The following is a 24,498-nucleotide window of genomic DNA, read 5'->3' as shown; positions in this document are numbered from 1 at the left end:
AAGTTTAGAATAATTGCTAAATAGTGAATTAGTTCGCTAGCTATGTATAGTATCTCACAGCGATTTGTTAAGAGTCTGCCGCTCCTCATCGCCAAAAGTTAAGTATTAAGAAAGGGCGTTGCCGCCCTTTCTTAACTCTCTCGTCAGACATCTATCGATTTCTTGCTCTAGTTGCGCATAACATTACTAAAAGCATAAACCACAAGTTAATTGGACCGCCTGAACCATTTGAGTCTGTCGAATCATCAGAAGGAGCCGAGTTACTAATCGTTAATTTAAAAGTCGCAGAATTGGAAATCTCACCGTCATTATCACTCACTTTATAAGTGAATGAATCTTCCCCTGTTGCGCTTCCCGTATGAGTATATTTAACGGTTCCATCAGACTCAACGATAACGTTACCAAAACTGGGTTGCGAAGTGATAATAATAGAATCCATCAAGATTCTTCCATCAGAATCCTGATCATTTAATAATGGCATTAAATCGACACTCCCACCAACGCTCACTTGGGCTGAATCATCATTAGCTATAGGCGCAGCATTGTTTTGTAAGACTGTAATTTTCACGTCGTCTTTCGCTTGATAACCAAGATCATCAATAATCAATAATGTCGCCGTGAATACTTTACTACTAACGCGATCACCCAGTGTTGGCGCATCAAGATTTGCCCTCGAAGTATCCGATGAATTAATCGTCGTTTCGGGATCATCGATTGACCACTGATAAATAGCGATAGAGCCATCACTGTCATAGGAACCAGATCCATTCAACGACAAGGTTTCGCCTTCATTGATGGTTAGGTCATCACCTGCACTCGCAGTAGGTACACTGGGATGTAGCGAATTGTAAGCAATTTCGCCAGACAACAAAGGTGCAGACATCGATTCACAATGTTGCTCATACGTTGCCCGAAACGATACTGGAGACTGTCCATCCCAAACCATAGACGACACTTCGAATGAACCATAAGATCGATTACATCCCCTTCCATCGCCAGAAATACTTAATCCCGCATCATCCGCATCTTGGAACGGGAAACGAGTCGCAGGGTCGTATAGACCAACGGTAAGCTCAGCATCACCAGGAGCCGCAAAATCAGCGCTCCACCATGAATCTCCATTAATGTTTAAAGACACCCCTTTATCATAATTACGTGATATTCCTATCGTTGAGTTAGACTCATCATAAAACCAGCGTCTGCCTTGACCAATATAGTCACCCGAAGCACTTTCCATTAGAAAGAAACTATAAGGATCACTTTTACTCTTTGCATTAACCGTAAACTGCGAGCTATCAGAGCCACTATTATCAGTTGTAATTTCTAACTCAACAACAATGTCTTCTCCTCCCAGGGCCACTAACTCGGTAATAGAAACTTCTGTCGACGAACTATTAGGTTGGGAAAATTCGACACTTGGACCTGAGACCTGCGTCCAGTGATAACCGGTAATATCACTTGTTCCTCCAGAAGAAAATCCGCCGTTTAGAGAAAATCCTTCTGACTCCTGAACCGATGAGGGACCATCTATAACGGAAAATGGTAAGTTATAAGGGACAGGGAGACTTGAATTAATACGAATCGAACCTGTTAAACTGCTAACTGTACTATCGCAAAATTGAACGAAATCAATCGCAATAACAGGATTACTTTCATTAAATGAGTATTCATAAATGTAGAAATAGCCGCTAATTGTGTTACATCCTCGACCATTTCCTGTAATTGATAAACCTGGATTTAGAGGACCACGAAAAGGAGCGCGTTGAGCATTAAGGTAAGCACCAGCTTCCAGGTCACGATCGTTAGGTGCTACAAACTCATAACGAAAATCGGAAGAATCGCTACCAGAATAATTAACAATCAAATTATTCTGGGACGGGCTAATGGTAAAGCTACCTGTACTTTCGGTAAGCTCATAAGAACTACCACCACCAACCCAGTCTCCAGAGTCGCTATCCATTGTTATCTGTGTTTCAGCAAATGCATTAATCGAAAAACCAATTAGTGCAATCCATTGTAATAGTGAAAATTTCATTCTAGTCTCCGATCATCCGTTAATAGGTCTAGTGACTTTGCAATCCATAACTTGTGATACAGATTCACCGTCCATTGTAAATTTCACCTGGTATTTATTGGCTTCTACTTTATGAATTACTAGTGCATTAGCCTTGTTATCGTCTTTAGCTTTTAAATATAAAAGACCCGTTGTTGGCTGAATTTCACCAGTGAAGCGCTTTGAAACCATCGCACTTTTCATAACCACGGTTTGTATATTTTGGCCGTGATTTAAAACGCTGATTTCTGTATCTGAACTTACACAGCTTGAAATATTGCTTTCGGCACTTACAGAGCCAGCAATTAGAATTGCAAATAAAAAGAGTGAAACTTTCATTCCGATTCCTCTAGAAAATAATATGGTAAACCTTAATGAAAAACTAAGATTAGGTGTATAAATTTCGATCAACAAAAGCAGTTTCAAACGCTGCTTTAAATTCCTTTTAATTGGCTTTTGCCAAATATATCCGAAATGCAGATGATATATACCAATAAATAAAGGATCAAGTGCAAAAATAACATCATCTTAATCCCGATATTGAGCATGTTCTGCCACGGACCTTGCCCCTATAAACAGAACCACACGCAAGTTGAGTTTTTCTAATGTAGGGTAAAGGTCACTCCTAGCAAAACGGTAGGAGATGAGGTTAAGACGATTCAGCAAAATTAACTAGGCGTGGTTCGCCGGAAGTTCACAATTAATTATCAGTAAATCAATCGTTTTTAGGATTAGGTTTATTTTTTCGGTCAAAATAAAACACAAGAGCTAAAGATAGTACTAGTAATATAATGGAAATGATAAATATTTGAATGTGGCTAAGCTGTACACCGCTTATTACTGCCACTAAGGTGCTACCCTCACCTTTAATTATATAAAGCAATGACTGTATCGACTCACGAAGAAGAGCCAATAGAAATAAAAGAATAATAACGCTTTTAACTGTCCACTTTCGTTTCAATATATTTCCTCTATATACGACTTGATTTTAGTTGATTTAATACTTAGTGTTAGGTTATCAAATCTCAAAACGTTAATGGAGCACTCACCTTGGAGACTTACGGAACAGTATATTTCAGGAATGATATAAAAATAGCAGATATGAATGAATTTGTAATCAATACTTTACTATCCGATCTCGATTCATCGATCGAAGAAGTGAAAGAACATAATAAACTTGTAGAAATTTCTGTTTTGGGAGGCTCATCAGTAGAAAATGATATTGAGACTGTAATGCAAAGACTTTCTAAAAATGGAGTTCCATTTGTAAAAGCCTATATCATTGGAGATGAAGACCCTTGGTGTAGTTTATTGTGGCTGGAAGATAATATTGTTCATTATGAGGAGTTGAGTGGAGTCATATATGAGAACATTTCAGAGTGCGACGAGTCCGAATTAGATATTTATGAAGATTTACGAGAAGCCAAAGAAAAAGGTCCTAACTTATACTTCAATGATAAATTCAATTCGTGGAAAGAAGGGTTAGAACCATGCAACCTATCAGCAATAAAGTCCGAAATAGAATCGATTATTAACTACTCAGAGTTTTAATCCTAAATACAGAGTCTAACGAAACGAGACTGTAACAGATTCTGTGAGTAGTGTTTAGAAATCTGTGTCATTTCAGTAAACTGTTAAAAACAGGAATGGCATAAGACTCAAGAATTCGACTTTAATAAAGCATTAAAACAACTTCAATCAGGAGGCGCTGACCGCTGAAGATGGCGTCTTAACACCTCTAATCAAACAGCTCACTGAAGCTTCCCTCAAGGCTGAGCTCAATCAACATCTCGAATTAGAAGCAGAGCCCAATCATAAAAACGGTAGTAGCAAGAAAACGATTAAATCGAGTGTTGGTCAGTTTGAATTGGAAACGCCGCGAGATCGGGCAGGCACGTTCGAGCCTCAGTTAGTTAAGAAAAATCAAACCAAACTCACCGACGAAATTGACCGTAAAATCCTTTCCATGTACGCACTCTGCATGAGCTATCGCGATATTCGTGGTCACGTTCAAGAGTTATACGGTATCGAAGTTTCCGAAGCAACCATCACAGGTGTTACTGACCAATTGCTGCCTGAACTCAAAGCCAGGCAGGAACGTCAACTCGATTCAATTTATCCATTCGTCTGGCTCGATGCAATCCACTATAAAGTGAAAGCAGTGGTCATTTCGTCAGCAAAGCTGTTTACACCGTGCTAGGCGTATCCATTGAAGGCAAGAAAGAATTATTAGGACTTTATCTTTCAGAGTCAGAAGGCGCTAATTACTGGCTCAGTGTATTGACCGATTTACATAATCGTGGCGTCAACGATATCTTAATCGCCTGCGTTGATGGCTTGAAAGGATTCCCTGAAGCGATAGCAACGATTTACCCAAAAACCGAAGTTCAACAATGCGTGATTCATCAAATTCGAAACTCGATGAGGTACGTCGGCTCCAAGCATCAGAAAGCCTTTATGGCTGACCTCAAACCAGTTTATCGAGCAACGAATAAAAGCGCCGCTGAAACTGCTTTGGATGAATTGGATGCAAAATGGGGAAGCCAATACCCGATTGTTATCGACTCCTGGCGCCGCAAATGGGATAACTTATCCGTCTACTTCAAATATCCTGACTATGTGCGCAAAGCGATTTATACCACTAATGCTATAGAGGCGGTTCATCGCCAATTTAGAAAAATGACTAAAACCAAAGGTGCGTTTCCTAATGAAAATAGCTTGATGAAATTACTGTATGCGGGCATATTAAATGCTTCGAAGAAGTGGACAATGCCCGTTCAAAATTGGAACCTTACATTGTCGCAACTTGCCATCCACTTCGAAGGGCGATTAGATGGTGAGCTAGAACTTTAAAAACTTAGGCTGACACAGAATTCTGAACGCTCTCATTCTGTGTGACTATCATTTAGTTAATATATTTTTCGAGTCGTTCCTCGAACTCAATAATTTAACGACTCATCGTGTGACGCCAGTTTTGAATCGGCATTATCCATTTCTTGCTAGCGTCTTTAATTACTAGGAATATCATTTTTTAGCTGAGTCATCACTGGAAAAGACATTCCGTTTTTTGTCTTTTTCAAATATTGAATTGATCATAAAAATATTAAAAGAAGCTTCTTTTTAAGCTACCACTTAAATAAATTAGCATTTATTCAAAGCAGTAATTTGTAGCTTATTATTATTTTATATTGTTTTTAATTTCATTGATTTTATCTTGAACAATTTTCGAAAATTCATTTTTTTCAAAAAGTTCAAATAACTCTTCACATAGCAACTTCCTTAACCCCCTATATTCAAACCCTGCTTTTTTTGATTGATATGCCATTTCAACTAAAAAATCAAATTCTGGTCTGTCTGTATATCCTTTATTAATAAAAAACACCCAGTCGTCCAACATTAACAAATACTTGCTATACGGATCTTCGTCATCTTCTAAAAACATACATAAATAACTAGCTATTCTAACAAAATCATTTCTCAATGCTTGATAATAGTCTACTTTCTTTTTGAATTCACTCTCTTCAATTTTGAAACCATTCGGATATAAAGAACAATAAATCAAATGATCTAATCCACAAAATACTGACTCACCCAAATATTCCTTACCAAATCTTGGATTCTTTGAATTAAATATAGCTTTAGCTATTTCTATTTTTCTCGTATCAAAAGACTCTACCAAAGACTGAAACCTATCTAATGATGGACTATCATCTAACCACATTAGAAGAATTAAACCAAGGCCATACTCCTTTATTTTTTTATAGTCATCCTCATTATTATTTAAAAAATATGATTCAAGCAAAGGTAAATCTAAATCTTCATCTTCTAAAATTCCGCTTTGCTTGATATTGTTTAAAATTTGACGCCAGTCCCTTTCACCTACACTGCCAACATTGAATAATTTATTTTTATTACTCATTTTGAATTACCTATAAACTAGAATCATAACCAGCAACCAATGTATTTATTGTCTCTTCACCAACGCCTTCGAGCAAATATTCTCGAGCTTCACCCAAAATCCAATTTTTAATATTTCGCTGTTTAAACTTTTGTTTTGCTAGTGAAAACATAAACTGAGAACCATTTTGATTTTTAGTAGAATATCCAAGGCTAACATAAGTTTCACTGTCTCCCAAAGGCAACTTTCTTATTTTTCTTATGATCTTATCAACTTCTTGTGAATTATAACTCCGATTTGTATTAGACTTTTTATAATCCTGCAACCACCATTCATAATTGCTAGATTTAACAGACTCTACAAATTGTGATGTCCCATTACCTACCCTATCTAAGAAAAATTGACGATGATAACTATAGTCTTTCTTTTTTGAAGTACTCCATTGGTCCCAGTCTTTTAAATTCGATTTTGTTTTAAGTGATTTGACTTCTACCCAAATATGACCACTTCCGGTTCTCAAGTCATTTGCATTTTCACTACCTTCTCCCTTCAATAATATATCGACTCTTCTTTTAGGTTGAAATCCAAACTCTGCAATACGACCAGAAGCTTTCTTAATCGATAATGGTATTTCTTTACTAACTTCAACGCCCACAACTTTCCTGCTTTCGTCATCCAAAACCTCATACTCGAGTTGCTTCTGGGCTAACATTGATAAATGAAATAACCCTCCAATTTCCCTTCCACCTACATATCGATCGTTTTCAGCGGGATTCGCAAATGCTTCTGCCATTAAAATCGGTACTTTCTTCTTAACTTGATCTGGAAATTCTTTGCACTGTTCGTAAATTTCAGAACATTCATCCATATGAGTCGAAATAAATGCGGTTATCGCAACAATAGCCAAAGGAGATATCCTAAAATTCTTAGAAGATTGTACTTAGGGGTCAGGCTGAACCTCCCCCTTCTTTCCTATTTATTCAACCGGCTTGACCCTTTTTTAATCCTTTAGTTATCGCTAGATTCCTTTTCTGTTTGCTTTCTAATTAGATAAATAAAGTAGGTTAGAGACAAGATAAAACCTAAGCTAGAGTAACCCAATACTTCGTATTGATTGAGTTTGAATCGTTTAAGAAACAAAAGAGTAGCTCCAGCCTGGTCATTAAAAATGAGAAATATCGACTGAAGGACTTTTCGAAGGAAGGCCATCAGAAATAACAAGGTAACAATATTGGTTATCGAAATTCTATTAAATTTTTTTTAAATCATAGATTCACAATTTATCTATTTTTCAAATTAACCACTCTGCTCAGCAAGTAAACCATACCTACCTACTTTAAGAATAAAAAAATCCAAGTTCAGAATATGCTCTCTATTTAAATACTCTATTTTTGCTTCATCTTTTGGAGTTCGTTTAGATTCATCCCAATTGTAATTTGCTCCATATCCAAAGTGCCTATAAAAATCTATCCCTAGTTCCAATTTTACAGCATTTATTATGAACTTTTGATTTCCTTGATAAGTATGCGCCAGAGGCAAAGCATAATTTTCATAGGGTCGCTCAACTAATAAAATTATATTTTCTTTGCTATCGCTCGACTCTATAAATACTAAATCTGAACTAATTTTAGCCAAATCGTTACCGATATACTCCGAACTAAAAAAGACATTTAACTTTCTTGCTAATATAGCTTTTTCTAAATTATGTTGTTTTTTAAAAGCCTCAGTCAAATAGCAGTTAAAGTCGACTTCCTCTAATTTTGGATATTCATCACTCAATTCAATAAAGTCATGTTCTTTAAATATATCGATAATACTATAAAGGTGTTCGATTTTAATACTTTCACTCTTTGCGTAAAAATGATGACAGATTTGAGGTAAATCTATTCGGTTTTTATCCGATGAATAGTCGACTGACTTAAGAATGTTTTTAGCCCAATCATCGTCAGCACTAAATGCAAGTTCTGCCATAATTTCCTTCAAAGGGTTTTTATCATCATCAAGACTGTCTAGTGATTGCTTTACTTTTTGTATAAACTCCATTTTTTCCTGCGAAGCTAACGAATCTGGATGATATTTCCAAGGATAAGTAACATGTAGCAGTAGTTTACGAAGACTTTGTCGATTTTTCTTAGACTCAATCACCTCTGGTTCTAAAAGGCTCAACGACTTTACCCAGTACTCAACTAATAGAATCAGCCCATTACTGGGATTTGATGAGTAATCCTCTAGCCACTTTACCGCATCATTTATAAACAACATATGAAGAGCAAATAGATCTACTGGAAACTGCTTAAGTTTTTTTTCATGAATCAAAGATAGTCCAGTTAAACAATCTTTTGGTTCACAATACAAATAGTGACCTAAGACCTTTTCGACGTCACCTTTAAAAGGGTTAAACGTTGGAGGCAAGGGGTGTGAGCACATAGAGTAAAAAAGACTAGCTCTCGCAGAGTCAATATTAGACGCTAACTCTTCGCTAAAAATAATTTTATCGAGGTACTCAAGTCCTTTGTATGGAGCAAGAAGCGCTCTTGTTGATAAGGTTAAAGTATCTTTCGATTCCTTTTTCCAAATCCCTTTCATGAAATAGGTTTTACGAGATGCCAACTGGTTTCTATCGCATGTTTGAGAGTATCGCTCAAGAAAATTTAAATTCCAGTCCAGCTCTCTCGCTTTAACCCACTCAGGGTCATCAATTTGCCAAAGCTCGTCTTTAAAGTCATAAGTGAAATGGGTCTTATTTTCATCAACAATATAGTTTTTCATAGTTCTCTTACTGTGTAAGCTCTTCACCAAAATCTTCAATGCCCTTCAATATAGATTCTCGAGCATTTTCTTTCAACCAGCCTGTAACATTATCTAAACGAGCAATTGTTTGAATCTCACTTCTTCTAAAAGGGTCATTTTCAGAAGCTTTATCAAAACCCAAACTGTTTAAAATAACCTGATTAGTTGACGAAACTTTAGACAAGTGAAAGAGCACTTTTCCTTCTTGAAGTCCATTAGTTCCAAATTCTGCTTGCGTATAGCTTCGCTCTTCTTCATAACTTCTTCCACTTACTCTTCTAGCCGCGACTCTAAACTTTTGAAAAAGCCACGTTATTTTTGACACTCTTACTGTAGGGCTACCTTCAATATCATCATTTGTAACACCACCCTCGGTACTGCGCAAGAGCCCTATTCTATCTAAAATAATTTCTTTACCGGGAGTCGATCTACTACTTCTACCATTCCAAACCGCAAATCTAGAGCTTATCCGAGTAGTGCCTTTCTTGTAGGATTTTAACTCTACCCACTCTTCCTTGCTATTGTTATCCTGTAAAACTAAATCAACTCGACGCTCCCTATCGCCATAGACCTCCTCGCCTAGGCCACTTTCATCGTAATATAAATTAACTTTTCTAGTGGCCTCCACTGCTTTGATTGACTTATTACTACCGAGTTGGTTCTCTAAGTGATATCTAGCAATAACAGCCAGCTGATACATGCCGCCATGAGACTTTCCTGTCTGATTTTTTCTTTGAGAGTTTCGGCAAAAACAAGTAAATGCATCTCCATATACACTTCGAATTGAGTTGTGTAATCGCCCATCAACGTCAGCCAGGCTTTCATTTGCCATACTAGTTTCTAAATAAAATACGATTGCTATCATAATTGGAGGTGGAATTCGAGCTCCAGTTTTTCCAGCTAAGAAATTTTTTAGAAATGCCAAATTACCTTTCGCAAGTTGAGCACCAGCAATGATCATCTGCTTCGAGAAAATCATTTTCCTCAGAGACTTAAACCCTCCTTGCCTCATTTCTTGACCAATTGTTTTAATTGCCTTGGTTAAAGCTTTTGCGTCGAACTCATCTCCTAACTTTTCTACAGATTCTTTTACAACTTTACCAAATTTAGCTCCCTGTATTTTTGGCTTCTTAACACCTGCAAATGCAGTTGGAAGAAATAAAGATTTATTGTAATTGTAAGCAGAATTTTCTAAATCCACCTCAGGGGGAGTATCTTCCGTCCAACCTCCAGCTGGTAAAGAAAAATACTCTACCCAACCAAAAAAATCATCTGCACTTTCAATTCCATTAATGATCTGTAACGCTCCTTCTCGAGCTTCCTCATCCAATGCCATTTCGCCAATAATAATTAGAAAAGGAAGAGTATTTAAAAGTTTATTAAACTTTCCTTCCATCAAATCATCGGCTATCTTAGCCATAACATCACCAAACGCTCCTATAAAAGGTTTTCCTTTTACAGCATGATATAGTTTACGGATCGGATTTAGTAAAAATTTAAGTGGCTTTGCTACGGGAAAAAACGTTAATACCCCCAGAGCATTAAGCGCTAGTTCGAATGCATCGAAGTCATCATCACCTGTAACTAAATACCAAAGCTGTTTTACGAAACCAGCGGCCTCTTCCCAAGGTATTAAAAAGCCTACAACATCAACTACAAGTTCCCAAGCTTCTTCTAATATCCAGTCCGTCCAACCAGCATAAGCGTAGGGAACCATTCCCATATCGTAAGCTTGATCGGGAGGACCTCCAGTGTAGGCACCAGGTTTAATTGGAATATCCGCATCGGATTGCATGGTCGCCATGAATCCCGAAAGCTCGCCGTAATATTCTTTACTCAAAATTCCAACGAATTGCGTAATGTTATTTTCGACCAGAGCAACTTTCATTGATCGAATATTTAAGTTGGTAACTCCTTCATTAAGTTGCCCGGTACTTTTAATTATTACATCGACACTCTCATTCGATGTAAAGTTATGAGTGTACGTTTCGGCACCATTATCGAAGGTTAAAAGAGCTGGAAGACTCCAGTCGAACAACTTAAAGCTCGACATATAGCCTTTAAAATCTTTACCGACAGTCATAACGGCTCGGAATGCACCGTATTCGAGCTGTCCAACAGCAGCAACTGGAGTCACCGGTGTTCCGTTAATCTCTAGTTCCAATAGGCCGTTGTAATATCTACCAGCAATAGTTGACCAACTATTATCACTCAATGTAGGCCCTGTAATTGAGTACTGTCCCGATTCGGTGATTATTGAAAAAACAGGTTCACCATTTCCATTAATCGCTAGTTTTTGATTTCCATTACCCAATCGAAAAACTTCGCCATTATTTTCTGTTGGCTTAACCTGAACACTAAACCCCAGTGAATTTGCCGGCTTTAATGCGTCATTTTCATCAACAACAATTGATGAGTCACCCGAAAATAAATAGCTTTTACTAACTTCAGTCGGATGTTCATCAGCTATAACGATATCGTAAGCGACGTTAGGATGAATCCCCGTTTCATCTCGCGCTACTTCTTGTCCCTCGCTATTCGCATCGAGCGATTTCATATAAAACGCAGCAATAGGAGTGCGGTTCGGATCTGCCAAGCTGCCTAAATTAACAGTAACGCTTTCTCCTGCTTCGCCAGTTAAAGTAATTGGCGTTTCTGTTTCGTATTTAAGTCCTAAAATAGCACCGTCAAACCGCTCATATTCGTAGTAACCGGCAATTTCTTCATCGCCGATAACCATTGCTTTACTAGCATCGACACTCGAATTGCCACCACCTGCGGGTGTCGTTCGAAATGGCATTTTTTCACCAACCAATCCGACTCGAGCATAAACTTCTGCAGTGCGAGGATTAAATCCGGTATGCATTTTTTTAATAGCAATACCACTTCCATTCGTTTGAACGGGTTTGTCGTCGATTTTTACGCCTTGAGCAAAAAAGGAGACATCGACACCAGAAACTGTCTCACCACCTGGCTCAGTTACCTGAACACTTAACGGTAAAACTTTTTGAACTTCTTCTTCTGCTGGTAAATTAACAAAAGCGATGTTGAGAGGCTTAATCTCAAAGTTTCGCTCTTCCTCCAACTCTCCTGCAATAATTGTTAAGGTGTTGTCGGCTTCAGGTTTATTACTTCCAACAATACGAGCAGTAATCCGGCCATCGACAGTACCCGGATCGTACTCAAGAATATCCGCGCTACCCTTAACGGTAAGCTCTACTGATGTACCATCAGCCACTTTATTTCCATGCTGATCGAATACATCAATGGTTACATCAATCCCTTTATGCCCAACAATATAAGCATCACCCGACATATTTACATTCATAAAGTCAGGCTTACCAGGAACAACAACTAATTCGCCAAATTCAGCTTCTGTCTGAGTGCCAGCAATCTTTGCTTTTACAGTTGCCGTTGCATTAGTAAACGTGGGCATTTTAACGTCAGCGCTGAACACCGCATTTTCTCGATATTCATTGGATTGATTGATAATCTGCGCTCCACCATCAACGCTCCATTCCAACTCAACTGGGTATTGATCTTCTTGATCTCTTCCTGCATATCCGACTAAATAAGATATCAAGGGAAACTCTGGCTCATCTGCAGATATGTAGTACTTAGCTCGACCTGTATTTTCGTCAATTTCAACATCATCATAACCAACAATTCGGCTGTCCAATACCAAATATTCAAACGCGTATTCCCACAAAATATTTCCAGCGTCGTTATTCGAGTACAAGCGAGCACTTAAAAAATCTTCAACATCTAATGACGATAAATGGTCCAAGTTTTCGAACCTTAGTTGACCATCTTCACCTGGAAAGGCTTTTACTTCTTCTTCGCCTACAGCAAAAACTAATTCTTGTCCGGCACCTAAAAATTGTAGAGGTTGAATCTCTTGTTCAAACAAACTGTAAACAATGCGAATTAAATCGTCTGAACTAGCTATCACCGGTTTTTCTTGTTGATAGACATCGACCGATAAACCTTCACTTTCATCAACTCTAAAAATATTCTGCATCTCCAACCCGTACAAACTGAATTGAAGTTCGGGTCGGTAAAACCATTTGTACACAGGTTCTGGTTTTTCAACATCCGCTTCGGGATTTTCTCGACGATAATCGCGGTAAGCACGATATTGTTCCCAAGTCATGGTTTCATCCATGATGGGGGCTTTAATCGGCACGTAATTTTGAGGGCGGTAGCGTAATGGTCCCGTTGGTGCAGCACCAGTCGTACTGAAGTCTGGGGATTCGCTTATCGGTTCGGGATGAACCTGTACGTAGTAATGTTCGTTACGTTCTGGGTCATCACCAATTTGAATATTTTCGGTATGACGGCCTGGTTTTATTTTAAAATTGGCAAGTGCACCGCTATCTTGGTCGACGGTATTTTCCGCTACTATTTTTGCTAAGCGTCCTGTGTAACCGTATTCATCGAGTTCTTCCGGCAACGGAGAACCATCGTGATCGAACCATTCAGTGGTAATTGTAATAACGCGGTCGGATGCTAAGGCTGCACCTTCGTAACCAATTAAATATTCGCGTTCGGAATCTTCACCTTGATTTGCAGTAAGACCTTTTTCAACCGTATATTTTCTTTCTGCAATAATTTTTAAGTTAGGTGGTCGCATTACAATTTTATCGATATTCATCGAAATAAAACCGTCGGTAATGAATTTTCCGTAAGTCGTTCTTACACTGCCCATGTAACCCGTTTTTCGATTAATGGCGATAACGCGAATTTTTTCTTGTGGACGTATATGGTCGGATTTACGCTCATGAAGCTTAGGATTCATTTCGGCGGCGCTTTGCCAAGCGCTGTACCAGTCTAATCCCGTTCGGTTGGCCCGGTCAGTATAATCATAAGGCGCAGATTTTGGGCCTCGCACCATAATAGAATAGGCCATCTCTCCCGCAGCACTGTCTAATTCAGTAAACGCGCGAGTACGAAATTCGTTTTCTGCCAAGCCCTCACGCTTGGTAATTAGCATGCCGTTGGATTCGCGGAAGACTAAAATATCGGTGTCTTTAAAGTCATCTTCACTGATGTATTCCAATAAACCTTGATCTTGCAAGTCGGGCATTTTATCCGCTAAACGAACAAAGTCGGGCTGACGTTTATCTCTATCTCTACTATCTGGATCTTGTGAACCACTGGACAAAAAGATACCCTGCAATGGTCCGGTATTATTTTGTTCAAATACTTCAATCTCATCACCTTCTACAGTAATAGTATCTAACGCGCCTAAACGAGCAACATCGTCTTCGCCATCACCATCGAAATCGAATTTATAATCGTCATGCGGATCTAAATCGGGCTCTTCGTACTTATACCGAGTTGGCCCTAAAGGAATGGGAGTTTCTTCACCACTAGCAGGCCCGTCTAATCGTTCGTTACTTAAAAAGGCTTCTCCACCAATAACCGCAGTATCTACAAAAAAGTTCGTATCGTATAAAAAAGTCGTCGCAGAAGCTTCGATGGACTCTATAGCCAAACGTGCAGAAATCGCACCCAAAGACGTAGGAGGTATTAAGGCACTTAAGCCAGAGCAGTAATCCCACCCAGGTTTGGTTAAATGATATAACCCCATTCCATTTTGCAATCTTGGATTAAAGTTTTCGTAATATAACCGCAAGGTAATTGGAGTATAATGCTCATAAGTAAATCCAGGACAAGGTGGTAGCATATACAATGATGAGTAGCGGCCATCGTTGCCTGTTGCAGTAGAACCACCAACTAAACCATCAGGCATAATTAGTGGTACTAGTTCCAAAGGGTCATAAATTTTATCATCTCTACCAGGTCGGAAATTATCTTCACTTTCACCCTCAAAATAGCGAACTTTTAATCCAATATTATTTTCAGTTTTATGAACAACATTACCATCTTTATCTAACAGCACGGATTTAATCGTATTGCCATTGGTAATTTCTTCGTCTAGATTTTGTAGGTTGATATTCGCTTGAAGTAATGCAGGATCGGTTGTTGGAATAAATATTTGGTTTTGGTTACGAATAAGTACCGACTTAGTATTGGGCATGAGCTCGGCTTTAGCAGACTCATCCAGCGGCTTGCCATCAATGGTTTGAAAAGCTCGCGAGTCATAGTCATCGGCAGAAATAATTTCTGCACCACGAGCGATGCCGTCTTCATTTTCTTGAACAAAGTTTTTATAGTAGTCAGCCACCATTCGATATTCATCACCAGAAATGACATAGGCATCTTCCATAGACGGATCGCGAATAGCCACTTGCTCGACAACAATATTGCCCTCTTCGTCGTACTCGGCGAACATGGGGTACCCGTCTTCCGTAAGCACCAAACCACGCGCCATAACGAAACCTTGTTTCGTTCGCCACTCGTTGAAACCACCGACCGAGTAAGCAGAACTCATACTCAATAGCGATAACCCAAAGGCTAACAATAGACTGACTGACTTTTTACTACTCATAAACTTCAACTTTTTTAAAACCACTTTATAACTATTCCATCACTTTTGTTTGTTATCTTTATCCAAACAAAGCTAACAAACCTAACCCTTAAGCCTTTAATAACAAAACCGAGGGCATTGCCCCCAGTGAATAATCTCTATTTTATCTTTCGCCAACCCTATCTTTTAATTTTCCTACCAAACAATAAAACAAAGCCAACAAGTAACAAACAGAATACAGCAATACCGATTAATAAAAACTGCGTCTTGCTCTCTGGCTCTTCAGCTTGAGCCTCTTCTTTCTTAGGTTCAACTGACTTGCTATCTACAACTTGTTTTTCTTCAGCAGGTTCTACTTGTTTTTGAGAGGCACGGTCATCTTTTGAAATGGCAGGAGTAGATTTCCACTTTTCTTCAGCAGTATTTTTTGCTAGCTCAACGTTGGCAATTGCAGTTTGAATTATTTCTGTTCGCCCTGGAAACTTGTCCAGCATTTCATCTAATATACGTAAAGCTTCGTCATACTGCTTTCCGCCTAAATACATTTGAAACATAGTCTCATAAGAATCCCAGTAATAAGTGCTTGTAGGAGCTGTTTTAGTAAGCGCCATCTCTCTTTTAATAGCAGCTTCATTAACAGCTGGATCCAACACAACATCTTGCGTAATATCATAAAGCATTTGCTTGGTAAGTCTCAAACTGTGAGCCTGATTAGAGTCAAGTTCTAAAGCTTTAACATAATTTTCCGTAACCTTATCAATTAACCTTTTACGTTCAGGATCTTGGTTAGCCTCTTCTTTTGTTATTTTTCCTTCACGTCGTAACTTACGAAGATAAATATCATTTCTGATTGTAACTTTGGCTCTATAATATAATCCCTTTAATAAATACAAAATAGGATTATTGGGATCTCTCGAGATTTTAATATTCAACTCCTCTAAGCGCGCATTAATTTCATCTGATTTATCAACCAATTCGCCCTGACCGTTCTTTAAATAACTAGTAGGTGTAGCTCTCAAGCTATGAACCAACTCTTCATATTCTCGAAGATTCTCAGCTTGAAGGAAGATGGAGTTTATGAGTAAAAAACTGATTACAATTAGTTTTTTCATTGTGAAGGATTGTCCTGTATGTGCAGATGAAAAGTTAACTCATATTCATCTGGTATATCATCATTATCTGCATCTTGTATTCCAAGTGGAACTGTCGATATTTGCTGATTAAAAATACCAGTGGGACTAGTTCGCACCTGGATATCAGATGGACCGCCTCGCCCTTCCAACTGTGCCAAGCTTGCAGTTTCTAACCAATCGGCATGATGCTCGCTAATCATTTGCCACAAGCTACCAAACAATATACCCCGGTTGTTATAGGCTGCTAACTGTTCAATTATTGATGCATCATTGGCCAAAGCTGTTAAACCAGAAAAACCAAAATCTACAGCGCGCCCCATCATATGACGGCTACCTGAAACCGTACCTATTCTTTCGTTTCGTTCGGGGTTACGATAAGAACTATTAATTTTCAAACTATTACTAGAAACTTGAAATGTTGCATTAGCCAATCCATTAAACTCTAATTGTCGGTAAGTTTCAAAGCCATTCATTACATCTCTAGCTAGGCGAACCATACCATCGTCAACTACATGAGAATACTCATAATCCGAATCCACCCAATCGCCTGTAGGAAGTACATTTTTAGCTACTAAATTATCTCGCTCTAACAGACGAACCCCTTTTGCCTGAGCAGTGAGGCTATCATTTCTAGTAGAGTACATCAGATCAATATATTCTTGGCGAAGTACATCTACGTGATCCATTTTTACTATTTTACTAAGTGGAGTTTGGCCATTCACAATAACTGAAATCTTATAACCAACATGAGGATTATGACGCCAAACATCTGTCATGTTTGTACCCGATAAACAATTATCATACTGACTTACACAATCATCTGGCCGATTATAGTTACTAGGTAGATGAGTGTAGTCATCCCCGGTTAAATCTGGAGAAAAAGAAAAGTATCGCGCATCTGAATAATTATAGTTTTCACTTGTCCATGGGCTTTGATAACGCCCTGTGCCATCTGTGTTTTCTTTTCTCACCGCATTATTGACGGCCTGATTTGCCCCCACTTTCCAGTTCTTAGTCTCACCATACATATGTAATTTGTTAGTACTATTAGAGCTGTTATCCAAATCATCCTTTCTTGTATTCCCTCTTAATGCCTCTACATTCCATTCTATGACAGCATCATCCGGTAAATCTAAAGCTAAGTGCGCGGTTATAGCCTGTTGCTCTTCGCAAATACTTCGTCCTTGTGCATTTTCATTACAAATAATGAAAGATTTTGCAGCTCTACTTCCAGGATCATCTGATGAATTGATAATTAAGCCTCCACCGAACGCGTACTCCCACAAAATATTTCCAGCATCATTATTTGAATAAAGAGAGATCGTTAAAAAGTCTTCAATATCTAAATCATTAATAGCATCTAAATTTGTAAATATAAATTGTCCATCTTCCCATCGCGCAGTAACCGCATCGATTTCATTAGGGCCAAGACTAAACACTAGCTCTTGCCCTGGTCCTAAAAATGGCAGTGCTGCAAAATTGTCTTCAGTTAATGTGTAAACTAATCGCACTAAGTCATCGGAGGGCAAAATAGATGGTGCTAACGAGTTTAGAATATCGAGAGTTTGTTCTGAACCATCTTCGTTATAATTTACCCGTAAAATCTCATTCACTCTCAGCCCAAATAAACTGAACTGTAACTCAGGACGATAAAACCAGCGGTAGATAGGTTCGGGCTTCTCAATACGCGTTTGCGGATTGTTTTGTCCTTCGGGATTGTTTCTTACATAATCACGATAAGCTCGCCATTGCTCTATGGTCATGGCTTCATCCATTATAGGCGCTTTAATTGGCACATAAAATTGCGGACGGTAATCTAAAGGCTCTGGTGGAGGTTGACTTTCATCTGAAGAGCCATCTGTTGAATCCTCTGAATTTTCGCCGGAATTATTGCTCTCTGGATTTGTATTGAAGTCTGCCGTTTCTGCAGCTGTTTTTGCGCTGACTTGAACATAGTAATGAATGTTATGCTCAATGTTTCTGCTTAACTGAATATTTTCAGTATGTCGACCTGGTTTAATTTTAAAATGAGCAATAGCTGAACTGTCTTGTTGAACGGTATTTTCAGATACAACTTTTGCAAGACGTCCTGTAAATCCGTAATCGTCCAACTCTTCAGGCAGTGGTGAACCATCGTGATCGAACCACTCAGTGGTAATAGTGATAGTTTTATCTGTGTCTAGTGCTGCACCTTCGTAACCAATTAAATACTCCCGTTCTTCACCTTGAGTAAGACCTTGCTCAATATCATATTTACGCTCAACTATGACTTTTAAATTGGGCGGCCGCATAACAATTTTATCGATGTTCATTGAGATGTAACCGTCAGTAATGAATTTACCGTAAGTGGTTCTTACACTACCCATGTAGCCAGTTTTACGATTAATTGCAATTACGCGTATTTTTTCTTGCGGACGAATATGATCAGCTTTACGTTGATGCAATGATTCATCCATCCCAGCGGCACTTTGCCAGCCACTGTACCAATCGGTACCCGAACGATTGGCTCTATCCGCATAATCAAATGGCGCAGATTTTGGTCCTCGGACCATAATGGAATACGCCATTTCGCCGGCATTTCCGTCTAAATAGGTATAACTGCGTGTTCTAAATTCGCCTTCATCTAATCCGTTACGTTGTGTAATTAATTTTCCGTTAGACTCACGAAAAACCAAGATATCGGTCTTTTTAAAATCTTCTTCACTGATGGTTTCGAGTAAACCTTGATGGGTAAAGTCTGGCATTTTGTCCGCTAATCGAACAAAGTCCGGCTGACGAGTGTCTCTATCGTCACTGTTCGGGTTTTGTGTTCCACCGGATAGATATATACCCTGATAAGGTCCAATATTATTTCTTTCAAAATAAGCCACCTCTTTTCCATCGATCATTTCATCACTTAAGTCACCCAATACGGCGAGGTCATTTCCTCCATCACCATCAAAATCAAAGTGGTAATCAGCATGCAGTGATAAATCGGGACGTTCGTATTTGTATTGGGTTTCTTCGCCTAAGGGAATTGGTGTTTCACTGCCAGTCGACTCCTGATTAGTATTCTCGTTACTAAAAAAACCTTCTCCCCCAATAACTGCCGTATCAACCATAAAATGAGTTTGATAGATGCTTTGGGCCATACTTGCTTCAATTGCCATTACTTCCCAATGGGCCGCAACCCCAAGTAAAGATGGCGACGGTGGCAAAGCACTAAGCCCACTACAAAAGTCGTAGCCAGGCTTCGTTAAATGATAAAGCCCCATACCTCGTTCTATGCGAGGATTAAAATTTTTATAATAAAGACGGAGGGTAATAGGTGTATACAATTCATATGAAAAGCCGGGACATGGTGGTAGCATATACAGTGATGAGTAACGTCCATCGTTGCCTGTTGCAGTAGAACCACCAACTAAACCATCCGGCATATATAAAGGGACAAAATCCAATGGATCGTAGATTTTGTCATTTGGACCTGGTTTATAATTCTCATCGCTCTCATTTTCAAAAAAGAGAACCTTATAACCAATATTATTTTCCGAAAAATGCCGAACATTACCAAGAGGATCGATCAAGACTGATTTAATATCATTATTATTAACGATCGCATCTTCTATATCCTCTACTTCTAAACTAAATGAAGCTTGAAATAACAATGGATCGGTATTGGTAAGAAAAATTTGCTTTTGATTTCTCACTAAAACAGACTTCGTTTTGGTGAGCAAAGGTGACTTTGCACCATTTGCCAATGGTTTGTTGTCGAAAGTCAAAAAGTTCTCATTCTCATACTCTTCACGAGTCATCACTCTCGCACCACGAGCAATACCATTAGCATTTTCCGACTGAAACTGGTTGTAATAATTTACGATGGCCCGATATTCAGAGCCCGAGATTACGAAAGCACCCTGCATCGAATCGTCTTCGATAACCTCATTAGCACTAACTATATTTCCTTGCTCATCATACTCAGTGAAAATTCTGAAGCCGTCTTCGGTATAAACTAACCCGCGAGCCATAACAATTCCGGTCCGAGTTCGCCACTCCTGAAAACCAGCGACCGAGTAGGCAGAATTAATGCACGTCAGCGTTAAGCTGATTGCTAACAGTGCATTGATAACATTCTTTCTACTCATAATACTTCAACTAAGTTAACTATAATTCTATTTACTCGGTGCGCAGCATTGCCATTAAGGCTTGCAAACCAATTTCACCATTGGCGTAACGCTCGAGTACTCTTTGCTTGTCTTCGGCAACAAAAGAGTAACCAATAAAGTCGAGACGCTCGTAACGAAGATCGCCAACCGACTTAACCGTGTAACCATCGATGACACCAACACCCACAGGTCGCAAGGTATGCGTTGTACTATCGCGACCTATCAACGTAACGTAGGTACCCGAGTTGGGTACGTAATCGTAACTGTTGTAAAGTTTGGGCATTTTAATTTCGAGTTGCATGTTGCCTGACACCTGAATGCCCGAGGGTTGTACTGAGTAAACCCAAGACGGATAAGCAATGGGCGTCACCGCAGCATCAATGCCGGATATCTCGACGAAAGAAACATGCACTTGACCACTGGCAGAGCCGTCGGCAAAATTAACCCTTGCTGAGGTTAAATCGAGTGTTAACTCACCGCCGGCAAATTCATTTTCTTGCCCGCTGTTTAATAAATTAAACGGCACTTGTTTATCCAATACCGGCGTCTTAATAATAGCGAGTGAGTTACGACGTCCCGACTCGATAGTAATAAGACGATCGGTCACACCGAATTTAGGATTACCAAATCCGCGGTTAACCACTAAACGATATGTACCTTGTGGCAAAGCTTCATCGGCTGCATCACCAAATCCAAAAGAAAAGACACCTTCTTCGTCGGTAAATACTTTGCGTTGTAACTCTGGAAGCTCCACAGAAACATTAGCTACCGGTTGATCCAACTGATCAAATACCGAACCGGTAAGGAATGTTGGTAATGGTCTTACTTTAAAAGCAAAACGCGTTAAGTCATTACCATCGTAGGTCACCTTCACGGTAACATCTGCATTGTAAGCAAAAGCACGCGATGGATAGAAAGCTACCAAGTTATCACCTGGTACTCGGCTGATACCACCTGGGACGATTTCATTATTACGTGATACATCAACCAATTGGTAACCGCGCGCATTTAAGAAGTTTGTGCCCGGTTCATCATTATTAATGTAGGTTTTACCATTCGCTGTTTCTCGAACATCGAAGGACAATAATGATGGGTCGATCGATTTATTCGTGTAAATCGCTATAAAGCCATTGGGCTCAATGCCCGATTGCCCGTTAAACGGTTCTGTTTTTATTAATTCCAGAGGAATGTCAGCTTCATTTAACAAACTAAAGTCGCGAGCCGTCTGATAGATGACATCGTTAGAGGCATTAACCACTTCCATTTTCAAACGATGCTCGCCCGAGTCGGAAGACATGACTACTGATGTATTCACTAAGGTTTCGTTAACATCAACAAACACTGGCGTTTGATTATTCACTGCCAAGCGCACACGGTCGGTATCCATAGTGCCACGAACGCGAGCAATCACTTGCAAATTAAACGAACTACCGCTTGATTGAAATTCTGTTCGACCACTGGGCGCAATGATGTCGATACTCGCTGCAGACTCTGCTCGTAATACAAAAGACTCTCCGGTTGAGTTGCCCGACAAGTCGTAGGCGCGCAAATCGATGTTAGTATCAACCTGATTTTCAACATTTACGGCAACCGTAAAACTAAACTCATTATTTTGATTACCCAGAATCAATTGAATCGCTCGGCCATTTAAAGTTAATGACGACAGATTATCGTCAATGACTCGCCCAGTAATGGTATAGGGCAATTCGTTAATGGTATTTACAGCAGGGCTTGCCATTAAATTATTATCGACAACAATTTGTGGTGCAGAGTTATCTCGATAATAAGTGGCTTGTTGCGTTGTGCTTAAACCATTACTTGCCACAGCATCAATATCGACGGTTATCGAATCGGCTTGGAAACTTACCGGGTAATTGAAGTAATAGTTTTCTGAATCTGTTCGCTGAATATCAACAGGCTGGCCATTAATGGTCACTACGGTTAGTTCGCTGGGTGAATAAACTTCGCCTTTAACTACGAAAGATTCATCGCGAATAAAAGAACCATCGAGAGGTTCATTTAAGGTTAGCTGAGGCTCATACTGAGGTTCTGCTTCATCATAGTTCAATATAAAGGGCAGCAAGCTCTCTCCAACCGGAGAGATGGTTTTAAATTCCAATTTGTTTTCACCCTCTACGAGACCGATATTGTCAAACTGGAACTGATAGTTTCGCGCTGAAAGGACTTTAATACTTCCAGAAATATTACCGAGCTTGATGGTTACTTGCTCCGGAGGTAAATCTGTTTCGATTAACCCCGTAATAGTAACTGTCGACTCAGTTAATGTTTGACCATAATTGTGACTGGTTATAGAAACTTTAGGTAGCAAGTTATTTTCTTTAGTAACGGTTACTATTTTTTGATCGGAATTACCAGACGCATCGGTCGCGACAAAGGTTAGCTGGTTTTCCCCCACTTCTATTGGTAATTCAACCGAGAAAGAACCATCATTAGAAACAATTGCTTTGAATATTTGCCCACCGAATATTGATGAAGTAACAGCAACCGAATCAACCTTTTGATCATCAGTAACGCTTCCAGTAAAAGTTAATGACGATTCATCCGTGTTAATTTGAGAAGGTCCATTGACCGATAAAACCGGAGCACTGCTATCCATTAATAGTGTAAGGCTCGCAGATGCCAAACTCGTTGATGTTTCCGCATTAATCTGCCACTGATTGGCTTGGGCATCGACCGGTAAAGTTAAACTGAAAGCGCCATTGGTTGTTACGGTTTCAGTTTGACTTCCATTACTTGCAGAAATAGTCGCCGGGCCAGTAGCATTACTTACGGAACCAGTGACTGTAACACTTGCGAGACTTGTTTTAACTGACAATTCATAATTGCCATCGGACACTTTAGTAGCATTTAAACTAACCGCCATCGGTTGCAACATCTTGATTGAAGCAATATCTGAGGCAGGTCCATCGATATGAAAGTTCGAATTATCAATTGGATTGGTAAAATATTTACGATTCACCAATTGATAACGATACGAGTTGGGAACAACAACGTTGCTATCGGTAAAGTTATTGTCGGGGACCGCATTAATTTGAGTCATAGGGAAATTCGCTTCCCCTCTTAAAATAATCACTTCGTCAGCGGCAGTTGTTTGCCAACTTAAGTCAATGTGAGTGCCTTGTTGCTTCAATGAAAGGTTAGAAACAGGGTTATTATTATACGCAACAAAAAACTGAACACTGGGATTATTTGTACTGCGATCACCGTTACTTGAAATGGAAACTAACTCGTACTGGTACGCTTTATCGTTAGAAACATTAGAGTCAATGTATTCTGATGCACCTGCAGAAATTGTTCCTATAGGTGCAAAGCTACCACCCCAGTCGGCCCGACGAATTTCATAGGATTGAACGATTGAGTTTGCAGGTACGGCTGTCCAAAATAATCGTACCGAGGTATCTTGCCGCTCTACTTGTAGGTTGTTAACTTTTTCGAGAGCTGAACGTGTTGGATCGTTCGGATAAGCATCTTGATCATTTTCTACACCGTCACCATCGCGATCAGTATCGGCATTATCACCAATACCATCACCGTCTATATCGGACGTTTCATTGGGATCGTCAGGGAAAGCATCTTGACCATTGTCAACACCGTCTCCATCGCGATCGGGATCCGCATTATCACCAATACCATCGCCGTCTAAATCGGACGTTTCATTGGGATCGTTAGGGAAAGCATCTTGGCCATTTTCTACACCGTCACCATCGCGATCAGTATCGGCATTATCACCAATACCATCACCGTCTAAATCGGACGTTTCATTGGGATCGTTCGGAAACGCATCTTGATCGTTTGCAACACCATCACCATCGCGATCGGTATCGGCATTATCACCAATACCGTCACCGTCTAAATCGGACGATTCATTCGGGTCATTCGGAAACGCATCTTGATCGTTTGCAACACCATCACCATCGCGATCAGTATCAGCATTATCACCAATACCGTCACCGTCTAAATCGGACGATTCATTCGGGTCATTCGGAAACGCATCTTGATCGTTTTCAACACCATCACCATCGCGATCG

At 39.4% G+C, this 24,498-nt stretch carries 10 protein-coding genes and 1 pseudogene; 2 read left to right on the top strand and 9 right to left on the bottom strand.

The features are described from left to right. Positions 1 to 151: 151 nt before the first annotated feature. Positions 152 to 2,035, bottom strand: a complete 1,884-nt coding sequence (locus tag FAX86_RS20610) for a PKD domain-containing protein (protein WP_144395390.1) — start codon at positions 2,033 to 2,035, stop codon at positions 152 to 154. Between the two features lie 12 nt (positions 2,036 to 2,047). Then, entirely contained in the window at positions 2,048 to 2,392 is a 345-nt protein-coding gene (locus FAX86_RS20605; protein ID WP_144395389.1) for a hypothetical protein, read from the bottom strand. Positions 2,393 to 3,154: 762 nt separating this feature from the next. Here FAX86_RS20605 and FAX86_RS20600 point away from each other — a divergent pair. Both FAX86_RS20600 and FAX86_RS20595 read left to right on the top strand, forming a co-directional pair. Beyond that, complete coding sequence (locus tag FAX86_RS20600) at positions 3,155 to 3,604, top strand: hypothetical protein (RefSeq protein ID WP_144395388.1); 450 nt, start codon at positions 3,155 to 3,157, stop codon at positions 3,602 to 3,604. Positions 3,605 to 3,709: 105 nt separating this feature from the next. Beyond that, positions 3,710 to 4,906 (top strand): annotated as a pseudogene (locus tag FAX86_RS20595) (IS256 family transposase); the annotation flags it as partial. A gap of 325 nt (positions 4,907 to 5,231) precedes the next feature. Here FAX86_RS20595 and FAX86_RS20585 read toward each other — a convergent pair. The 7 genes from FAX86_RS20585 to FAX86_RS20555 form a co-directional block, all read right to left on the bottom strand. Then, positions 5,232 to 5,972, bottom strand: a complete 741-nt coding sequence (locus tag FAX86_RS20585; RefSeq protein WP_144395387.1) for a hypothetical protein — start codon at positions 5,970 to 5,972, stop codon at positions 5,232 to 5,234. 10 nt (positions 5,973 to 5,982) lie between these two features. Next, positions 5,983 to 6,819, bottom strand: a complete 837-nt coding sequence (locus tag FAX86_RS20580) for a hypothetical protein (protein WP_144395386.1) — start codon at positions 6,817 to 6,819, stop codon at positions 5,983 to 5,985. Positions 6,820 to 7,247: 428 nt separating this feature from the next. Beyond that, entirely contained in the window at positions 7,248 to 8,720 is a 1,473-nt protein-coding gene (locus FAX86_RS20575) for a hypothetical protein (RefSeq protein WP_144395385.1), read from the bottom strand. A 7-nt stretch (positions 8,721 to 8,727) separates the two neighbouring features. After that, positions 8,728 to 15,195, bottom strand: a complete 6,468-nt coding sequence (locus FAX86_RS20570) for a LamG domain-containing protein (RefSeq protein ID WP_144395384.1) — start codon at positions 15,193 to 15,195, stop codon at positions 8,728 to 8,730. 158 nt (positions 15,196 to 15,353) lie between these two features. After that, complete coding sequence (locus FAX86_RS20565; protein WP_144395383.1) at positions 15,354 to 16,286, bottom strand: hypothetical protein; 933 nt, start codon at positions 16,284 to 16,286, stop codon at positions 15,354 to 15,356. Then, positions 16,283 to 20,428, bottom strand: a complete 4,146-nt coding sequence (locus tag FAX86_RS20560; protein WP_144395382.1) for a D-Ala-D-Ala carboxypeptidase family metallohydrolase — start codon at positions 20,426 to 20,428, stop codon at positions 16,283 to 16,285. The genes FAX86_RS20565 and FAX86_RS20560 overlap by 4 nt, the downstream gene beginning before the upstream one ends. Positions 20,429 to 20,459: 31 nt before the next feature. Then, positions 20,460 to 24,498: thrombospondin type 3 repeat-containing protein (locus FAX86_RS20555; RefSeq protein ID WP_205859271.1), on the bottom strand; the 4,039-nt coding region annotated here is incomplete at its 5' end.

Origin of the sequence: Pleionea sediminis, assembly GCF_007570825.1 — a bacterium.
Classification (GTDB): Bacteria; Pseudomonadota; Gammaproteobacteria; order Enterobacterales; family Kangiellaceae; genus Pleionea; species Pleionea sediminis.
This window is presented reverse-complemented; position numbering and strand designations above follow the sequence as displayed.

Excerpts from the sequence above, each read along its gene's own strand:
- FAX86_RS20610 (WP_144395390.1), bottom strand. The coding sequence starts at position 2,035 with ATGAAATTTTCACTATTACAATGGATTGCACTAATTGGTTTTTCGATT.
- FAX86_RS20605 (WP_144395389.1), bottom strand. The coding sequence starts at position 2,392 with ATGAAAGTTTCACTCTTTTTATTTGCAATTCTAATTGCTGGCTCTGTA.
- FAX86_RS20600 (WP_144395388.1), top strand. The coding sequence starts at position 3,155 with ATGAATGAATTTGTAATCAATACTTTACTATCCGATCTCGATTCATCG.
- FAX86_RS20585 (WP_144395387.1), bottom strand. The coding sequence starts at position 5,972 with ATGAGTAATAAAAATAAATTATTCAATGTTGGCAGTGTAGGTGAAAGG.
- FAX86_RS20580 (WP_144395386.1), bottom strand. The coding sequence starts at position 6,819 with ATGGATGAATGTTCTGAAATTTACGAACAGTGCAAAGAATTTCCAGAT.
- FAX86_RS20575 (WP_144395385.1), bottom strand. The coding sequence starts at position 8,720 with ATGAAAAACTATATTGTTGATGAAAATAAGACCCATTTCACTTATGAC.
- FAX86_RS20570 (WP_144395384.1), bottom strand. The coding sequence starts at position 15,195 with ATGAGTAGTAAAAAGTCAGTCAGTCTATTGTTAGCCTTTGGGTTATCG.
- FAX86_RS20565 (WP_144395383.1), bottom strand. The coding sequence starts at position 16,286 with ATGAAAAAACTAATTGTAATCAGTTTTTTACTCATAAACTCCATCTTC.
- FAX86_RS20560 (WP_144395382.1), bottom strand. The coding sequence starts at position 20,428 with ATGAGTAGAAAGAATGTTATCAATGCACTGTTAGCAATCAGCTTAACG.